The 16,444-nt window shown below is 37.9% G+C and carries 12 protein-coding genes and 1 pseudogene; 6 read left to right on the top strand and 7 right to left on the bottom strand.

Annotated features, from left to right (window positions below; translation table 11 throughout):
- The first annotated feature begins 1 nt into the window (after position 1).
- From ACQKIH_RS18440 to ACQKIH_RS18430, 3 genes are all read left to right on the top strand, one after another.
- Positions 2–1,273 (top strand): sensor histidine kinase, encoded by a 1,272-nt coding sequence (locus ACQKIH_RS18440; protein WP_427768178.1) that lies wholly within the window; start codon positions 2–4, stop codon positions 1,271–1,273.
- A 9-nt stretch (positions 1,274–1,282) separates the two neighbouring features.
- Positions 1,283–2,029 carry a LytR/AlgR family response regulator transcription factor gene (locus tag ACQKIH_RS18435; RefSeq protein WP_427768177.1) on the top strand — a complete coding sequence of 249 codons (747 nt, stop codon included), beginning with the start codon at positions 1,283–1,285 and terminating at the stop codon, positions 2,027–2,029.
- Positions 2,030–2,426: 397 nt separating this feature from the next.
- Positions 2,427–2,582, top strand: a complete 156-nt coding sequence (locus ACQKIH_RS18430; RefSeq protein WP_427768176.1) for a hypothetical protein — start codon at positions 2,427–2,429, stop codon at positions 2,580–2,582.
- Positions 2,583–2,623: 41 nt separating this feature from the next.
- On the opposite strand, the pseudogene ACQKIH_RS18425 reads toward ACQKIH_RS18430, so the two are convergent.
- The 6 genes and pseudogenes from ACQKIH_RS18425 to ACQKIH_RS18400 form a co-directional block, all read right to left on the bottom strand.
- A pseudogene (locus tag ACQKIH_RS18425) lies at positions 2,624–2,887 on the bottom strand (transposase zinc-binding domain-containing protein); the annotation flags it as partial.
- A gap of 238 nt (positions 2,888–3,125) precedes the next feature.
- Positions 3,126–4,331 carry an RtcB family protein gene (locus ACQKIH_RS18420; RefSeq protein ID WP_427768175.1) on the bottom strand — a complete coding sequence of 402 codons (1,206 nt, stop codon included), beginning with the start codon at positions 4,329–4,331 and terminating at the stop codon, positions 3,126–3,128.
- Positions 4,332–4,531: 200 nt separating this feature from the next.
- Positions 4,532–5,500 carry an agmatinase family protein gene (locus ACQKIH_RS18415; RefSeq protein WP_427768174.1) on the bottom strand — a complete coding sequence of 323 codons (969 nt, stop codon included), beginning with the start codon at positions 5,498–5,500 and terminating at the stop codon, positions 4,532–4,534.
- Positions 5,497–6,726: an imidazolonepropionase gene (gene hutI, locus ACQKIH_RS18410; protein ID WP_427768221.1), complete on the bottom strand. Its 1,230-nt coding sequence runs from the start codon at positions 6,724–6,726 to the stop codon at positions 5,497–5,499. The genes ACQKIH_RS18415 and hutI overlap by 4 nt, the downstream gene beginning before the upstream one ends.
- A gap of 45 nt (positions 6,727–6,771) precedes the next feature.
- Entirely contained in the window at positions 6,772–8,433 is a 1,662-nt protein-coding gene (hutU, locus tag ACQKIH_RS18405) for a urocanate hydratase (protein WP_427768173.1), read from the bottom strand.
- Positions 8,434–8,759: 326 nt separating this feature from the next.
- Complete coding sequence (locus ACQKIH_RS18400) at positions 8,760–10,100, bottom strand: YjiH family protein (protein WP_427768172.1); 1,341 nt, start codon at positions 10,098–10,100, stop codon at positions 8,760–8,762.
- Positions 10,101–10,256: 156 nt separating this feature from the next.
- On the opposite strand from ACQKIH_RS18400, the gene ACQKIH_RS18395 reads away from it, so the two are divergent.
- On the top strand, positions 10,257–11,702 hold the full coding sequence (locus tag ACQKIH_RS18395) for a helix-turn-helix domain-containing protein (RefSeq protein WP_427768171.1): 1,446 nt from the start codon (positions 10,257–10,259) through the stop codon (positions 11,700–11,702).
- An 81-nt stretch (positions 11,703–11,783) separates the two neighbouring features.
- Here ACQKIH_RS18395 and ACQKIH_RS18390 read toward each other — a convergent pair whose 3' ends face one another.
- Positions 11,784–13,628 (bottom strand): SLC13 family permease, encoded by a 1,845-nt coding sequence (locus tag ACQKIH_RS18390; RefSeq protein WP_427768170.1) that lies wholly within the window; start codon positions 13,626–13,628, stop codon positions 11,784–11,786.
- Positions 13,629–14,029: 401 nt separating this feature from the next.
- Here ACQKIH_RS18390 and ACQKIH_RS18385 point away from each other — a divergent pair, with 401 nt between their 5' ends.
- Positions 14,030–15,520 (top strand): catalase, encoded by a 1,491-nt coding sequence (locus ACQKIH_RS18385; protein ID WP_427768169.1) that lies wholly within the window; start codon positions 14,030–14,032, stop codon positions 15,518–15,520.
- Positions 15,521–15,698: 178 nt separating this feature from the next.
- Positions 15,699–16,328: a TetR/AcrR family transcriptional regulator gene (locus ACQKIH_RS18380; protein ID WP_057988384.1), complete on the top strand. Its 630-nt coding sequence runs from the start codon at positions 15,699–15,701 to the stop codon at positions 16,326–16,328.
- Positions 16,329–16,444: the final 116 nt, after the last annotated feature.

Raw genomic sequence — 16,444 nt, 5'->3', positions numbered from 1 at the left:
CATGAAGCTTTTATATTTAATTACTGAGTTTGTTTTAATATTTTGGGCAATAACCTTTATCGCACAACTAAAAATTAACCATAAGCATATTTTAGTTTATGCTTTAGCGGTTATTTGCCCGCTCCTTATTTTTCTTTGGATTGGTCAGTGGCAAGGGATTCTTTTCATCATTATAAGTTTCTTTTTGTATTTTTATTGGTTAACGAAAAAATATCTTACACTGATTCATCTATGTTTCGTCGTGATTATTGGTGTTATATCAGATAATGTTTCACAATACGCGATGAAAGCTTTGCCTTATGATTTCCTACCAGGAATTTCAGAACAATATTGTATATTTATTATTTTATTTATAATAAGTACCGTCATTTATCATTTAGTAACGAGACGGATTTACATAGTGTTTGGCACAAATAAAAGTCCCTACATACTCATTATGTTTATAGCATTTGTAACGATGAGTACCTTCTATATTAATATTTATTTAACAGAATATTTTTCACAAGATAGCCTACTAAAATTTAATATTATTACACAGTTTTTTTATTTTACAATTATGTTATTTGTTCTTTATTTCACAACTAAAAATATTAAAAAAGAAAATAATATCCAAAAAATCCAATTCGAAACCGAACAATTTACAGACTATATGCATTCGATGGAGTTAATCAATAATGATATGCAAAAGTTTCGCCATGACCATGCGAACATCTTATTTACGATGCAAGGCTATATTGAAATAGATGATTTTGACGGGTTAAAAAAATATTTTAAAAAGCATATTTTCACAGCTGAAGAAGATACATTAAAAAGAAATGAGCAGCTGGCGAACATATCTAAGTTAAACATTACAGGAATTAAAGGATTGATTTTAACAAAGACATTGCAAGCTGAAAAAGAAGGCATATTAGTCGACCTTGAAATAGCTGATGAAATTGACGACATCAATATGAATATTATTGATATCGCCCGAATTTTAGGCATCTTTTTTGATAATGCGATCGAAGCGAATGCTCACACAGATGCTCAAAAAGAAATTGGCATCGCGTTTTTTAAAAGTACTGCGGATTCCATAATGATTATTATTGAAAATACTACGGTCGATGAACCGGTCAATATAGAGCAATTATTTACAGAGCGCTTTTCAACAAAGGGAGCAAATCGCGGAAAAGGATTAAGCACTGTTAAAAGTATCCTGAATAATTATCCGAATGTCACGTTAAATACAACTGTAGAAAATGGATTGTTTACTCAAATTATCATAATCGAATAGGGGGGTTCTATGAAGGTTGTTATTTGTGAAGATAATCCACAACAACAAAAAATGATTCATGACAGGTTAAAAAACTACGCTATGATAAACCACCAAAGCGTAGAAATTGTATTAGTAGCTTCTAATGCCGAAGAAGTTTTAAATTTCATCGAGCAAAACAACGCGGATTGCTACTTCTTGGATATTGAATTAGGGGCAGGTAGTACTGGTCTTCAACTTGCAAGTGAAATTAGAAAAAAGGATCCTTTAGCTAGTATTATATTTGTAACAGATTATTCAGAAATCCTTAAATTAACGTTTAAATATAAAATAGCCGCATTAGATTATATTTTGAAACGTACAGATGGAAGCTTTTCAGATCGCTTAATTGCCACATTCGAGAGCTCTATTCAGCGTTATAAACAATTAGGACAAACTCAAAACTTTGATTTTTTTCAAGTTAAGATGGGTGAATTAATAAAAAATATTCCTTACGAAAACATCTATTATTTTGAAACATCTACAACGATCCATAAAATTATCCTGTCAGAAAAGAATGGCATATACGAATTTTACGGTAAACTGAAAGATATTGAACAAATTCACCCAACTTTTTTCAGATGCCATAAAAGTTTTATAATCAATCTCCAGCATGTAGTCCAAATCGACAAAAAGACAAAATACGTCGAATTGGTAAATGGCACCAAGTGTCCAATATCCGTCCGGGCATTACAAAATATTCAAATGAAAGTAAATGAACGATTGGCAAATACTTAATATTATATGCCAAGAAATCAACATAACCCCTATGCTCGTTTCAAGTAGTATACTAATACTCTTTGAAATGAGCTTTTTTACTTTTGATTGCTATAACTTAATAGTAAATACTGCGATTTAAAGTAGCATAAATATAGCCATTGTCGAATGTTTAAGGATTAAATTCATTAGAAAGGAGAAAAAAGTGCCGATGAGTTTTATAGATGATTTAGCGAAGGCTATTTTGATAATACTCAGGTATTTCGCGTATTTTTTAGCTGGTGTAATTATTGTAGCTGTGCCTTTATATTTAATTACTTGGATATTCGAATGGCTTTTCTGACGTAACTCCATAAACTAAGATACCTTTATATTTTTAGAAAGTAATAGAAAAATATAATTGGAGGTGCAATCTGCGATGAAAAGAACATTATGGATGGTCGGGTTTATATTATCAATCACGTACACAATAGCATTTTTTAATGCACTTATATGGCATAATTACTTTTCAAAGCCATTCTTCTTTGGGGGAATTATCGCGATTTTTTTATTAATATTTAGTTTCTTTTTTTAAAGTCGGTAATTACTTCTTAAAATACACTATTTATTCTTGAATTATTCACGAAAGTTTAAGATTTCAAGATTTGCACCAGACCCGCTTAAAGTATCGGTAATTACTAATCGAAAACTATACGATGTGTGGTACGTCAAAACAAATTCCTGTTGTTTTTCAGACCAATCATCTGTATATTTCTTACCACATTTATTACAAAATCTACTTTTACATGAGAAGTAGACAAATACAGGCTTGGAATCATATGGACAGCCTAAACATTCGTATAGAATATGGCTCATATCTTTCGTGCCACATCGCAAAGCTTTTTGAACCGTCTCTTAAATATTTTAGCGGTACTGTGCAGGAAATGCTTCTTCATTCATTCGCCAAAAACCATCAAAATGATCTTTTAATATTCGTTTGCTGATTTCTCTATGATCGAATTGCATTTCCAACACCCCATAACATTATTTTACATAAAAATTCTCCACAATGCCAAAATCTATAGTTTCCTTAACAACAAAAAACACACAAGCATCCCCCCTCTGCCTGTGTACTCATCTATTTCACCCACTTATCACTCGCCTTGAAATTATATACCGGCGTAACATGCTTTTGAATTTCCACCGTTTCACCAATTTGATCAATAATTTCTTGCATCGGTTTGTATGCCATTGGTGCTTCATCTAGTGTTTCCTCTGATACAGAAGTCGTCCAAATGCCGCTCATTGTTTCTTTAAAATCATCCATTGATAAATTTTTCATCGCTGCTGTGCGTGAATAAATTCGACCTGCTCCGTGTGGCGCGGATTCATTCCATTCTGCACTGCCCTTCCCGATACAAATTAATGAACCATCACGCATATTCATCGGAATGACCAACTGCTCCCCACTTGCCGCGCGAACAGCCCCTTTGCGTAAAATCATCGAATCTGTATCAATATAATTATGCACCGAATCAAACTGTGAACGATATTCCCATTTCATATGAGCAGCAATGATTTGTGCAATCAGCTTGCGATTATCGTGTGCAAATTGCTGCGCTAGCTTCATATCCGCAATATAATCCGTAAACAAGCCGCCTTCTAAATAAGCCAAATATTTCGGCACAACTGGATTTTCTAGTTTGAAAGCATGAATCATCGCCTGAATTTCCTGATGACGGCCTTGCTCTTTTAACTGATTTATCTTTTCCGTTAAATCTCCGTGCCGCAATGACTCAAATGCACGCTTTTGATGCCAACTTGCCACCTTCGCCCCTACATAACGCGAGCCTGTATGAATGAGTAAATAGTGCATGCCTGTATCGTCTTGTGCGAGCTCAATGAAATGATTGCCCCCACCCAGCGTACCGAGTGAACGATTCGTATAATCATCTTGCAAGCCGCGCGCAATAAATGCTTCATTTGTATATGTTTCGGTTACATTCATTTTATCCACATTGTCATGAATCGCATTACCACTCGGAACAAAGCGACGAATTGTTTCATCTAGCATATTAAAATCGATTTTCCCCGTGCCAATTTCTGAAACGAGCACACCACAGCCAACATCCACACCTACTAAATTTGGCACAACTCGATTGTTTAATGCGATTGTCGTACCAATGACACAACCTTTTCCCGCATGGTAATCTGGCATAATGCGCACCTTGGCCCCTTGCATAAAAGGCTGATTGACCAACTCCTTAATTTGCAAGATGGCAGCTTCTTGCGGGTTATTCGTGTAAATCACTGCATCGGTGTACTGACCTTTTACCTCAATCATTGGCTCCACGTCCTTCGCATTTTTTTATCCACCCGATTATAAAGTGCTACATACAACTTACATAACCATTCGCATACATTCTTCCCTTTCCACATAAACAGTTATTTACTATTTACGAAAAATATAAAGATAGGTTTCAAATTATTCCCACTTTACATATAAAAAAAGCGTAACCTCAGTTAAGTGGTTACACTCTACATTCATTTCAAATGCACAAACCTAGAAACCATCGCTGTTAAAAACGCATAAGTTCCCGCCTTCACAGTTTGCTGTTCACTTGTATCACGATGCGGGTCTAAGCATACAAAATCCATGCCGCGCACGATGTCGTATTTCCCTACTTCATACAATAAATCAAATAGCTCATCTGTACGCATCCCACCTGGCGTCGAAGCTGGGACACCTGGTGCGTATGTAATATCAAGCACATCCATGTCAACCGTTACATACACAATGTCGACCTTGTCCTGTAGCTCCTTCATCACTTCAGCAATTTGTTGTTCTGCACCATTTTTACGGAATTGCTTTAACGTAATGCGATTTACCCCATAATGGTTCGCAGCTTTCATTAAACTTGGTGCATTGTAAAAGCCATGAAGTCCAATGTTATAAACATCTTCCCCACGAATAATCCCCGCATCCAGCAGTTGGCGAATCGGTGTACCATTTGACGGACCATCACTTTCAGTAGAGCGTAAATCTAAATGCGTATCAAATTGTACAATCCCAATTCGTTTCCCTGTATGCTTTGCAAGCGAGCGGATAATTGGCGCTGTAATCGAATGATCACCACCAATTTGAACATAAAAGCTATTTGGGCAATTATTTTGAATATCTGTCATCGCATGTTCAATGTTTTCATGACATTGTAGAATATTCGTACCATGCATTTTGACATCGCCTACATCGGCAATGCGTAACGTACGGAAATCAACGTCCTCATCAATCGAATACGTCGTGAAAAAGTTCCAGCTTTTGCGGAAACTATCTGGATATTCTGAAGCAGCTGATGCACTAATCGAAGAACGTGATAACGGAACACCCGTTATCACGATATCAAATCGATTGTCTAATTGTGCGTAGCTTGGCTCAATCCAGTCCTTTACTTTCATATCCTCGTGATCGACACGATTCCATGTTGTAGCAGGTGAAATGAGATACTGACTCACAATAAGCTTCCCCCTTGCACAACTACTTTCCCTGCTTTAATAACAGTGTCCGTATGATTCATGCCATAGAAATACTGCATTTGTTTATAGTTCGGCACATTTAAAATAACTACGTCCGCTTTTTTACCCTTTTCTAGCGTGCCAATTTCCTCGCCGCGATTAATCGCATACGCTGAATTCACCGTCGTCGCACAAAGCACTTCTTCCATCGTCATACCCATATTCATACAAGCTAAATTTTGAACGAACGGCAAGCTAATCGTAGGAGATGAACCCGGATTAAAATCAGTCGAAATGGCAACTGGTACACCGCTATCCACCATTAAGCGACCTCTTGCATAAGGTGCGCGAAGGAAAAAGGCAGTTCCCGGTAATAACACCGCAATCGTACCTGCTTTTGCCATAGCTTCAATGCCTTCATCTGAAGCAACGAGTAAATGTTCCGCTGAAATAGCACCTACTTCGGCAGCTAATTCCGCACCCTCATAAGGTTCAATTTCATCCGCGTGAATTTTCGGTGTTAACCCGTATGCTTTCCCCGCTTCTAAAATACGGCGTGATTGCTCTGGCGTAAATACACCTTTCTCACAAAACACATCGTTAAATTCCGCCAAACCAAGCTCAGCAACTTTTGGAAGCATATCATTGATGACTAGCTCAACAAACGCTTCCTCGTTCCCTTTATACTCAGCTGGCACTGCATGAGCACCCATAAAAGTTGATACAACATCTACCACATGTGTTTCTTGCAATTTTTTTGCAACTTCTAATTGTCTCTTCTCCGTTTCCCAATCAAGCCCGTAGCCAGATTTTGCCTCGACTGTTGTAATGCCGTAGCGTAAAAAGTCATTTAAGTGATTGTACGTTTTGTCATACAGTTCATCAAAGCTTGCTTCGCGTGTTTTTGTCGTTGTGTAATGAATACCACCACCAGCATTCATAATTTCCATATACGTTTTTCCAGAAAGACGCATATTCAATTCATGCTCACGTGTACCGCCATGTACTAAATGCGTATGACAATCTACAAGCCCTGGCATAACAATTTTCCCAGTTGCATCAATCACTTCCGCACTTTGTACTAAGTGCGGAAATGTTGCTTCAAGTTCTTCAAGTGGTGCAATCATCATGATTTGTTCGCCATCTAAAAGTACACATACATCCTTCAACAGTCCAAGCTCACTCATCTGTTCCTTGCGACGAGGGCCTTCTACATTTGACTGCATGGTAATGACTTCATTTGCATTTTTAATTAAAATTGCCACAGTTCATCATCCTTTTAGCATCGGCATATTAACGCCTTTTTCTTTTGCTGTACGAATCGCGATTTCATAGCCCGCATCCGCGTGACGTACAACGCCCATCCCTGGATCTGCTACTAATACGCGATTAATTTTATCTGCTGCTAATTGTGTGCCGTCCGCTACTAATACTTGGCCTGCGTGCTGTGAATAACCCATACCTACACCGCCACCATGATGTAAGCTTACCCAGCTTGCGCCACCTGCTGTATTTACTAATGCGTTTAATAATGGCCAATCTGATACAGCATCTGAGCCGTCCATCATTGATTCTGTTTCACGGTTTGGTGAAGCAACTGAACCTGAATCTAAATGGTCACGACCAAATACGATTGGTGCTTTTAATTCGCCATTAGCAACCATTTCATTTACTTTTAATGCGAAACGATGGCGGTCACCATAACCTAACCAGCAAATACGTGCCGGTAAACCTTGCCATTTCACCATTTTTTGCGCCATATCAATCCAATTTACTAACCCTTCATCTTCTGCAAACATTTCTTGTGCAAGCTTATCTGTTTTGTAAATATCCTCAGGGTCTCCCGATAATGCTGCCCAGCGGAATGGTCCTTTACCTTCACAGAATAACGGACGAATATAAGCTGGTACGAAACCTGGGAAATCAAAGGCATTTTCTACGCCCATTTCTTTTGCATAAGCACGAATATTATTTCCGTAATCGAATGTTTCAGCACCTGCTTCTTGGAATTCAAGCATTGTGCGAACATGTTCTGCCATCGTTTCTTTTGCAAGACGCTCATATGTTTTTACATCTGATTTACGTAGTTTTAATGCTTCTTCTAACGTCATGCCATTTGGAACATAGCCATTAATCGGGTCATGCGCAGAAGTTTGGTCTGTTACGAAATCCGGAATGATGCCACGGTTTAATAATTCGCGGTTTACATCCGCACAGTTTCCTACTAATCCAATTGAAGCCGGCTCATTCGCAGCAACTAGCTTATTCACAAGCTCAATCGCCTCATCTACTGATTCAACTAGATAGTCACAGTAACCCTCTTTAATTTTACGTTCAATGCGCGTACGATCTACTTCTACAACTAAAATAACCGCGCCTGCCATTTTACCAGCAAGTGGTTGTGCACCACTCATACCGCCCATACCACCTGTTAAAATGAATTTCCCACGTAAATCAGGTGTACCAAATTTCTTTTTCCCTGCTTCTACAAAGCTTAAATATGTCCCTTGTAAAATGCCTTGCGCCCCGATATAAATCCATGAGCCCGCCGTCATTTGACCATACATCATTAAGTTGCGCTCTTCTAATTCATAGAAATGGTCCCAATTCGCCCATGCTGGCACTATGTTTGAGTTTGCAATTAATACGCGTGGTGCGTTTTCATGTGTTTTAAATACCGCAACTGGCTTACCTGATTGTACAAGCATTGTTTCATCGTCTTCTAATACTTTTAATGTTTCAATCATTTTGTCGAAGCTTTCCCAATCACGAGCCGCCTTACCAATACCGCCATAAACAACTAACTCATCTGGATTTTCTGCAACTTCCGGATCTAAGTTGTTCATTAACATACGCATCGCTGCTTCTTGTGTCCACCCTTTGCATGTTAATTCATTACCTCTTGGTGCACGAATGTTTGTTTTAAATACCATTATAAATCTCTCCTTTAAAGTTACTAGTTTATTACGCCTATTTGGTAGTTTTCCTTAGACGTATTACGTGATGTTGTTTCGAATAGAGCATACTTCATAAAATATGTGCTAATTTAGGCTGGCTAAGCACATGAGGCGCACAGCTTTGTTGTCACAAATCTGGACGACTCATCTTTGTGCTTTGTGCAAGGCCAGCCTCGAAAAAAGTTTCTCGTTCTAAAAAGGCTTCCTCTAATTAAGTGCGTCGCTGCCGTGGGAGGCGACGTATCCTTAGTTAGTTATTCATTCTAATCTTATGTTAGTTTCATAAGCTCAATTATTAATCTCTAAAATAAAAAGAACGCGATTGGTGTTACGAGAATAAGTGTTAAGACAACACGCTCGAACCAAATAATAATCATTTGGCGAATTGTTAACGGAATATCAGTAGATAAAATGACCGGTATTACCGCCGAGAAGAATAAAATAGCTGAAATCGAAATAACCGCAATAATAAACTTCGTCACCATATCAGCACCCGCTACAATTACTGCTGGTAAAAACATCTCAGCAATTGACACAGACATCGCTTTCGCTGCTAACATCGGCTCTGGAACTTGCAATAAATACGTGAATGGCGCAAAAATATATGCTAACCAATCAAATAATGGTGTATAAATAGCAAGGACCAAACCTAGTAAACCAATTGATAAAATAGAAGGAATGACACCCATCGCCATAATTAGGCCGTCTTTTAAATGAATATATAAGTTCTTTCCTAATGATGGCGTATTACCCGCTGCCTCCACCGCTTCTGTCCAAGCTGTTTTTAAACGATCTTTTGTCACCAGTTTTTCTGGTTGTGGTGTCGCACCTTCATAATATTCATCTTTAATTTTGTTTAACGGATAAATACGCGCTGTAATGGCCGTTACGATAAATGTCACTACGAGCGTTACCCAGAAAAACGTATTCCAATGTTCCATTAAATCTAATGTTTTCGCGACAATGACCATAAATGTTGCCGAAACTGTGGAGAAGCCCGTTGCAATAATGGCCGCTTCACGTGCTGTATATTTTCCTTCTTTATACACACGATTCGTTAAAATTAAGCCTACTGAATAACTTCCTACAAATGAAGCAACCGCATCTACTGCCGAACGACCCGGTGTTCTGAAAACAGGCTTCATAATTGGCTGCATGAGTACCCCTATGAACTCAAGCAATCCATAACAAACAAGTAACGCTAAAAACATAGATCCAATCGGAATAACTAAACCAACTGGCTTAATTAATTTTTCTAATAAAAATGGACCGATATCTGGATTAAATAACCAAGCTGGTCCAAAGCCAAAAATAAGCATGACACCTGCTACAAGTCCACCTATTTTAAATATAGATAGTACCATCGTTACGTTAGAAGTTTTCCACTTCTTCGTGATAAATGGATATCCTGCACCAAGCACAAGTAAAATTAAGACATAGCCGTTCACTAATGCTGGTGTGTAAGTAGAAACCGCATTCACAACATGATCGACTAAAATCGTTTTCTTCCCATTCCATTCAAACGATATAAAGAAACTAAAAATCCCAATGAAACTGCAAATAATCATTTTCAAAAATAAAGATAATTCGGATTTTCCAACCTTTCCGACCCCTTGATTTTGTTCCTGTTGATAATTTGTCATTCTTCCACCCCTTTGTATCACTATAAATTTCTTTCAATTCGGAATAAATGGAAAAACTTACGTCATTATAGTAAATTTATATAGTAATAACGTATTTATTAATTATTAATAGTAATTTTATTTAAAATAGTATTTTTATAAGGTGGTATGCCGTTGATGCGCATTTTATTACTTGAACGTGATCAAGTTGAAATACAGGGAATTGAGTGGTATTTAAAAAATTACTTTTCGAGTGGGATGCAATTTTCAGGAATAACAGATGCAATGAATTTAGAACAGATGCTTCATTCGTTTGAGCCGACCGTTCTTATACTCGACGTATCACTCGTTACAGCACATATTGAGAAACTATTAAAAAACCGACCAGTTCACATCATTTGTTTTACCGCGCAACCTATTTTCCAACATGCGATGAAAGCAATCTCGCTGCAAGCAAAGCAATTATTTGTGAAGCCTATTCCTTTAGAGCAGCTAAAATCAACATTGGTGACATTGCCAACACTAGAAAGGACCGTCCCATTTGCCAATAAAGTACAAACAGATGCCCGAATGTATGTTGATTTATTTTTAAATTCACCCCAAATTATTCATTCGGCACAATCAAAATTCGTTTTAATTGAACCTTCCAATTTCGATTCGAACTTGCAGCTTTATCATTGGCTTGTGCAATCACCAATTTTTTCAGAGCTCACTGCATTTCCATTGCAAAAGCGGATTTTATGTTTAATTTCAGGGCAAGAGCAATTTGTAAAAAATTTACGTTTAGTTATACAGGAATGGTATATGATGACCGGGGATTTTCTAAATATCGCCATTTACGACGGTGCAGATGCCACTTTACGGGACATGTATACCGAGGCAAAGCAAGTGCTCACACAGCGCTTTTACAAAGGCTACGAACATATTTTTCTAACATCAGAATCCATTTCCTTATCGCATTTGGATCCGTTACTCACACCAGAGGAACAGCAGCTTTGGATCACTTCTTTAGAGGATGGAAATTTAACTGCGGTAAAACAGTTTCTATATAAATTAACTGCACCGAACTGCTATTATCCACAAGAGGAGGTACGCATTCATCTAACGAGCGTGCTTGCACAAATTCGTCGTTTCATGCTAAAACATCATTTGCAGCAGCAAGTAAAGATCGAGCAGCATTATCGCCAATTATTTTCGTTAATTTTGGATGAGCCCATTCTTTATACAATTGTGCAGGAGATGATCTTTTTCACGCAGTCTGTTTTAACGTTCGCCAAATCCGCACGCATGCAACAGCTAACAGATTATAGTGAATTGGCTATTGAACAAATCGAAAAATTATATTTAGATAGTGATTTATCTCTCATATTAGTTGCAGAGAAATTGCGTATTACCCCCAATTATTTAAGCCAACTCTTTTCTAAAAAACAAGGTGTAACATTTAAACGATACTTGCAACAATACCGCATACAAAAGGCTGAAAAGATGCTCCTTGAAACGGATTACCCGATTTCAGAAATTGCAGAAATGAATGGTTTTATTGATAGTAACTATTTCATTAAAGTTTTTCGCGAGCACACATCTTTAACACCTTTTAAATATCGTAAAATGTACCGAATTTAAGTTGCAAAAAACTACACAAATAAAACTAAAAAAAGACATGATGCACAAAAACACGCATCATGTCCTTCACTATTCATTTCATTAAAACGGGAATAACAACGGAACCGCGATCATCATGACAACAAACATGATTACTTGAAGCGGGACACCGATTTTCACAAAATCCATAAATTTATAGCCACCTGCCGTTAAGACAAGTGAGTTTGTTGGTGAAGCAATCGGCGTCGCAAAAGCCATACTCGCTGCCGTTGCAACTGCAATCATAAACGTATACGGATTGACGTCCATTGCGAGTGCTGCTGTAATCGCAATCGGTGAAAAGAGGACAGCTGTTGCGGTATTACTTACGAACTGACCAAATACAACAGTCAGTAGATAAACCCCCATCAACACACCATATGGACCAAAGTCACCGAGCACTGAAATAATACCATCTGCTAAAATCGTCATTCCGCCCGTTTTTTCAAGCGCTGTCGCCATTGGGAGCATTGCTGCAACAAGCACAATACTTTCAAAATTCATTTTGCTATACGCATCATCCATATTGCGTAAGCAGCCGGTAATGATCATAAGCACTGCACCGATCAATACGGCAATAACAGCTTCAAATACTTCGAATACCATGAGCGCAATCATAAATGCCATAATAATTCCCGCAATTGGCGCTTTCCCATTTGCCGCTGCTACACCTGCATGCTCGCGCGGCTGACCGACTACGACAACATCCTGTGTTTCACGCGATAGTAATTCGATTTCTTCCCATTTCCCTTGAACTAAAATCGCATCCCCGAAACGTAGCTTTTGTGCGGCCATACTTTTCAAAATATAGTCACCTTTTCGATTGATTCCAAGAATGTTTAAATTATATTTCTCACGGAAACCGATTTTACTAACCGTTTCTCCAATTAAGCGCGATTGCGGTGTTAATAATACTTCCGCTACACCTATCGTTTTTGACACAAGTTCTTCCGCATCATCTTCAAATGGCTGTACTTGCACGCCATAATCCATTGCAAAACGCTCGATATCCTCAGCGATTCCTTGCATATACAATTCATCACCACTATGAATGATACTTGTTGGTCCAGCGATTTCCTGGTACGTCATCGGTAAGAAATTCATCCCCTCTGCCGCACCTCGTTTAATTTTCATAATATAAATTTGATACTTAGCTGGCAATTTTAAATCTGCCAGTTTCTCATTGACGATTAATGAGCCTTCTTCTACAACAACGCGATATAGCTTATCTTGTAAATTATATTCTTTGACGATTTTTTTCGGTGCTAACTTATAACCTGCACTCGATTGCGTACGATTTTTATCATTCGGCAGCAATATATTACGTACTAACACTAAATACGTAATGACCGTAATCGTCGCAATGATACCAATTGGGGTAATCGTAAAGAATCCTAACTTTTCAAACCCATGATCAACTAATGTTTGCGAGGCAATTAAGTTGGTCGGCGAGGCAATCAGCGTCATTAAGCCCGACATACTCGCAATATAAGATAGTGGCAGTAAAAACTTCGATGGGCTTACTTTAATACTAATTGCAATGGATACAACAATCGGCAACATAAGCGCAACCGTTCCCGTATTACTCATAAACGCCCCGACCGCTGCGACAATGACAAGCAATAAAATAAATAAGCGTAATTCGTTATCCCCTGACCATTTCAATAGTAAGTTCCCTGCCATTCCAGCAAGTCCGGTTCTTAAAATCCCTGCCCCTACTACAAATAATGCCGCAATCATGATGACGACTGAATTTGAAAATCCTGCTAACGCTTCTGCGGGTGTTAAAATTTCAAGCACAACAAATGCCAGTAATGCCATAACCGCAACTAAATCACCGCGCAAACGATTCGTCATAAACAAAATAATCGTTAATGCTAAAATTACAAAAGTTAAAGTTAATTCCATAATAAATCCCTTTCTTCCTATACTCATGTAACATTATAAGTGAATGCTTGATGAAAAAGGGGATAACTTATACGCCATTTTCAATTAGCGACCATTTTTTCAATAGCATGACAACAAAAGGACATATTAAACACCCTTCGTTTTAATAATCCCAACTCTCCCCAAAATATAAACGAAGTATTTCATTACATATTTGAGCAAATTTCATCTTTTAATACAAATAACTATAAAAAAGAACTATTGCGCCGTAACAAAACAATATTTCTCTCTCTTTTTTATTATAAATCCATTACTATATATATTACTTAAAAAGAATTATTATAATCTAGTAGAAATTGTACTATGAATTTGTTATAGTTATTTACGAAGAGATTCTTAATTTCACTTTGGAGGTATAAAACATGACAAATGAACGTTTAACAACAATTACTGGTGCTCCAGTAGTAAGTAATGACAACTCTCAAACAGCTGGTCGTCGTGGCCCACTCCTTTTACAAGACGTATTCTTAATTGAAAAATTAGCAAACTTTAACCGTGAAGTTATTCCTGAACGCCGTATGCACGCAAAAGGTTCTGGTGCATTTGGTACGTTTACAGTAACGCATGATATTACAAAATATACAAAAGCCAACATTTTCTCTGAAGTTGGTAAAACGACTGATCTATTCGCACGTTTCTCAACAGTAGCAGGTGAGCGTGGCGCGGCTGATGCAGAGCGCGATATTCGTGGTTTCGCATTAAAATTCTATACAGAAGAAGGAAACTGGGACATGGTCGGAAACAATACACCTGTATTCTTCTTCCGTGATCCACTACACTTCCCGGATTTAAACCACGTTGTAAAGCGTGATCCAAAAACGAATATGCACAACCCGAACTCAAACTGGGACTTCTGGTCATCACTTCCAGAAGCGTTACACCAAGTTACTATTGTAATGTCTGACCGCGGTATTCCAAACGGCTACCGACATATGCACGGTTTCGGCTCTCACACATACTCAATGATTAACGACGCTGGCGAACGCGTTTATGTGAAATTCCACTTCCGTACGCAGCAAGGTATTGAGAACTTATCAGGTGCTGAAGCGACTGAACTAGTTGGTAATGACCGCGAATCTTCACAACGCGACCTATTCGATTCAATCGAAAAAGGCGATTTCCCGAAATGGAAAATGTATATTCAAGTCATGACAGAAGAACAAGCACGCGGACGTAAGGACAACCCGTTCGACTTAACAAAAGTTTGGTATAAATCAGAATTCCCATTAATCCCTGTTGGTGAATTCGAATTAAATCGTAACGCAGAAAACTACTTTGCAGATGTTGAACAGGCTGCATTCGCACCATCAAACGTTGTACCTGGTATTAGCTTCTCACCAGACCGTATGTTACAAGCTCGTTTATTCGCTTATCAAGACGCAACTCGTTACCGTCTAGGTGTGAACCACCACCAAATTCCAGTAAACACACCAAAATGTCCATTCATGGTTTATCACCGAGATGGCGCTGGTCGTGCAGATGGCAACCGTGGTGCTGCAGTTTCTTACTATCCGAACAGCTATGGTGCACTACAAGGTCAATCACAATATCAAGATCCTGCACTAGCATTAGACGGCCCAGCAGATATTTATGACTTTGCTGAAGATGATAATAACTACTTCGAACAACCAGGTAAGCTATTCAACTTAATGGATGATGTGCAAAAACAAACATTATTCAACAACACGGCTGCTGACATGGCTCCAGTAGAAGAGTTTATTAAACACCGTCACATTTTACACTGCTACTTAGCTGACCCAGCATATGGTGAAGGTGTAGCAAAAGCAATGGGTATTTCTTTAGAAGGTATGGACCTTTCAAACCCATACACAAAAGAAGTAAACTCTAAATAACATTTTCTTAAAGCTGTAAAGAACCCTTATTTATTCTGGGCTCTTTACAGCTTTTTAATTTCTTCTAAGTGGAAACTCGACTTTTCACTAAATTTCGGTATATTAGAACAATAACCCTCTTGCTCACTAGCAGGAGGTATCCATTTTTAAGTAATAGAATGACTAAGAGGTGAAAGTCTTGCCATACAAACAACTAAAAAAACAACAAATGCTTTCGGCTGCTAGGCGCTTGTTTACAGAATACGGCTTTGAAAAAACAACGATGCAAAAAATTGCAGATGAAGCAGGTGTCGGAGTTGCTACTGTATTCCGATATTTTCCGAAAAAAGAGCTTTTAATTATCGAGGTCGTCAAAGAGGTCATTGAAGAAATGGTTCCGCGATTTGAAGCAATATCAGAGTCTACACAATCAGGCTATGACAAAATGGATGCCATATTGGACGCGTATATCAACTATATTTCCTCAGCTAACCGCGATGCTATTATCCTATTAGAAAGCTTTGAATATTATATTGCTTATAATCCGATGGAAGAACCTTTAACCGAGGAAATCTATCAAACATATACAAAAGTTGAACGTATTATCGATCAGGCAATTCAAGATGGGATTCAAGACGGCTCTATTTCACTAAGTTCTACTGAGCAAATGAATGCTACTACCATCCTGAATCTTTTTGGGACAGCTATAAAAAAACATGCATTTAATTCATTATTATCTAATGTGATTGTCCCAATCCCAACAAAAGAACAGCTTTTACAATTAAAATCAATGCTATTGCTCTATTTAAAAAATGCTTCTCGCCATTGAAAAAAAGCCACTTTGATTTTGTGATATGCTCCCCAATAGGTAGACAGATTAAAAAATAAAATCTGTTTATTAAATGGGGAGTTTTCTCATGCCTAAAAAATCATTTTCACCAGATG

Origin of the sequence: Solibacillus cecembensis, assembly GCF_050272495.1 — a bacterium.
In the GTDB taxonomy this organism is placed as follows: domain Bacteria; phylum Bacillota; class Bacilli; order Bacillales_A; family Planococcaceae; genus Solibacillus; species Solibacillus cecembensis.
The sequence above is the reverse complement of the archived record's forward strand: the minus strand, read 5'-3'. Positions and strand labels throughout refer to the sequence as shown.

Coding starts and splice junctions, on each gene's coding strand:
- ACQKIH_RS18400 (WP_427768172.1), bottom strand. CDS start 10,100: ATGACAAATTATCAACAGGAACAAAATCAAGGGGTCGGAAAGGTTGGA.
- ACQKIH_RS18420 (WP_427768175.1), bottom strand. CDS start 4,331: ATGATTGAGGTAAAAGGTCAGTACACCGATGCAGTGATTTACACGAAT.
- hutU (WP_427768173.1), bottom strand. CDS start 8,433: ATGGTATTTAAAACAAACATTCGTGCACCAAGAGGTAATGAATTAACA.
- ACQKIH_RS18435 (WP_427768177.1), top strand. CDS start 1,283: ATGAAGGTTGTTATTTGTGAAGATAATCCACAACAACAAAAAATGATT.
- hutI (WP_427768221.1), bottom strand. CDS start 6,726: ATGCAGTCAAATGTAGAAGGCCCTCGTCGCAAGGAACAGATGAGTGAG.
- ACQKIH_RS18385 (WP_427768169.1), top strand. CDS start 14,030: ATGACAAATGAACGTTTAACAACAATTACTGGTGCTCCAGTAGTAAGT.
- ACQKIH_RS18390 (WP_427768170.1), bottom strand. CDS start 13,628: ATGGAATTAACTTTAACTTTTGTAATTTTAGCATTAACGATTATTTTG.
- ACQKIH_RS18440 (WP_427768178.1), top strand. CDS start 2: ATGAAGCTTTTATATTTAATTACTGAGTTTGTTTTAATATTTTGGGCA.
- ACQKIH_RS18430 (WP_427768176.1), top strand. CDS start 2,427: ATGAAAAGAACATTATGGATGGTCGGGTTTATATTATCAATCACGTAC.
- ACQKIH_RS18395 (WP_427768171.1), top strand. CDS start 10,257: ATGCGCATTTTATTACTTGAACGTGATCAAGTTGAAATACAGGGAATT.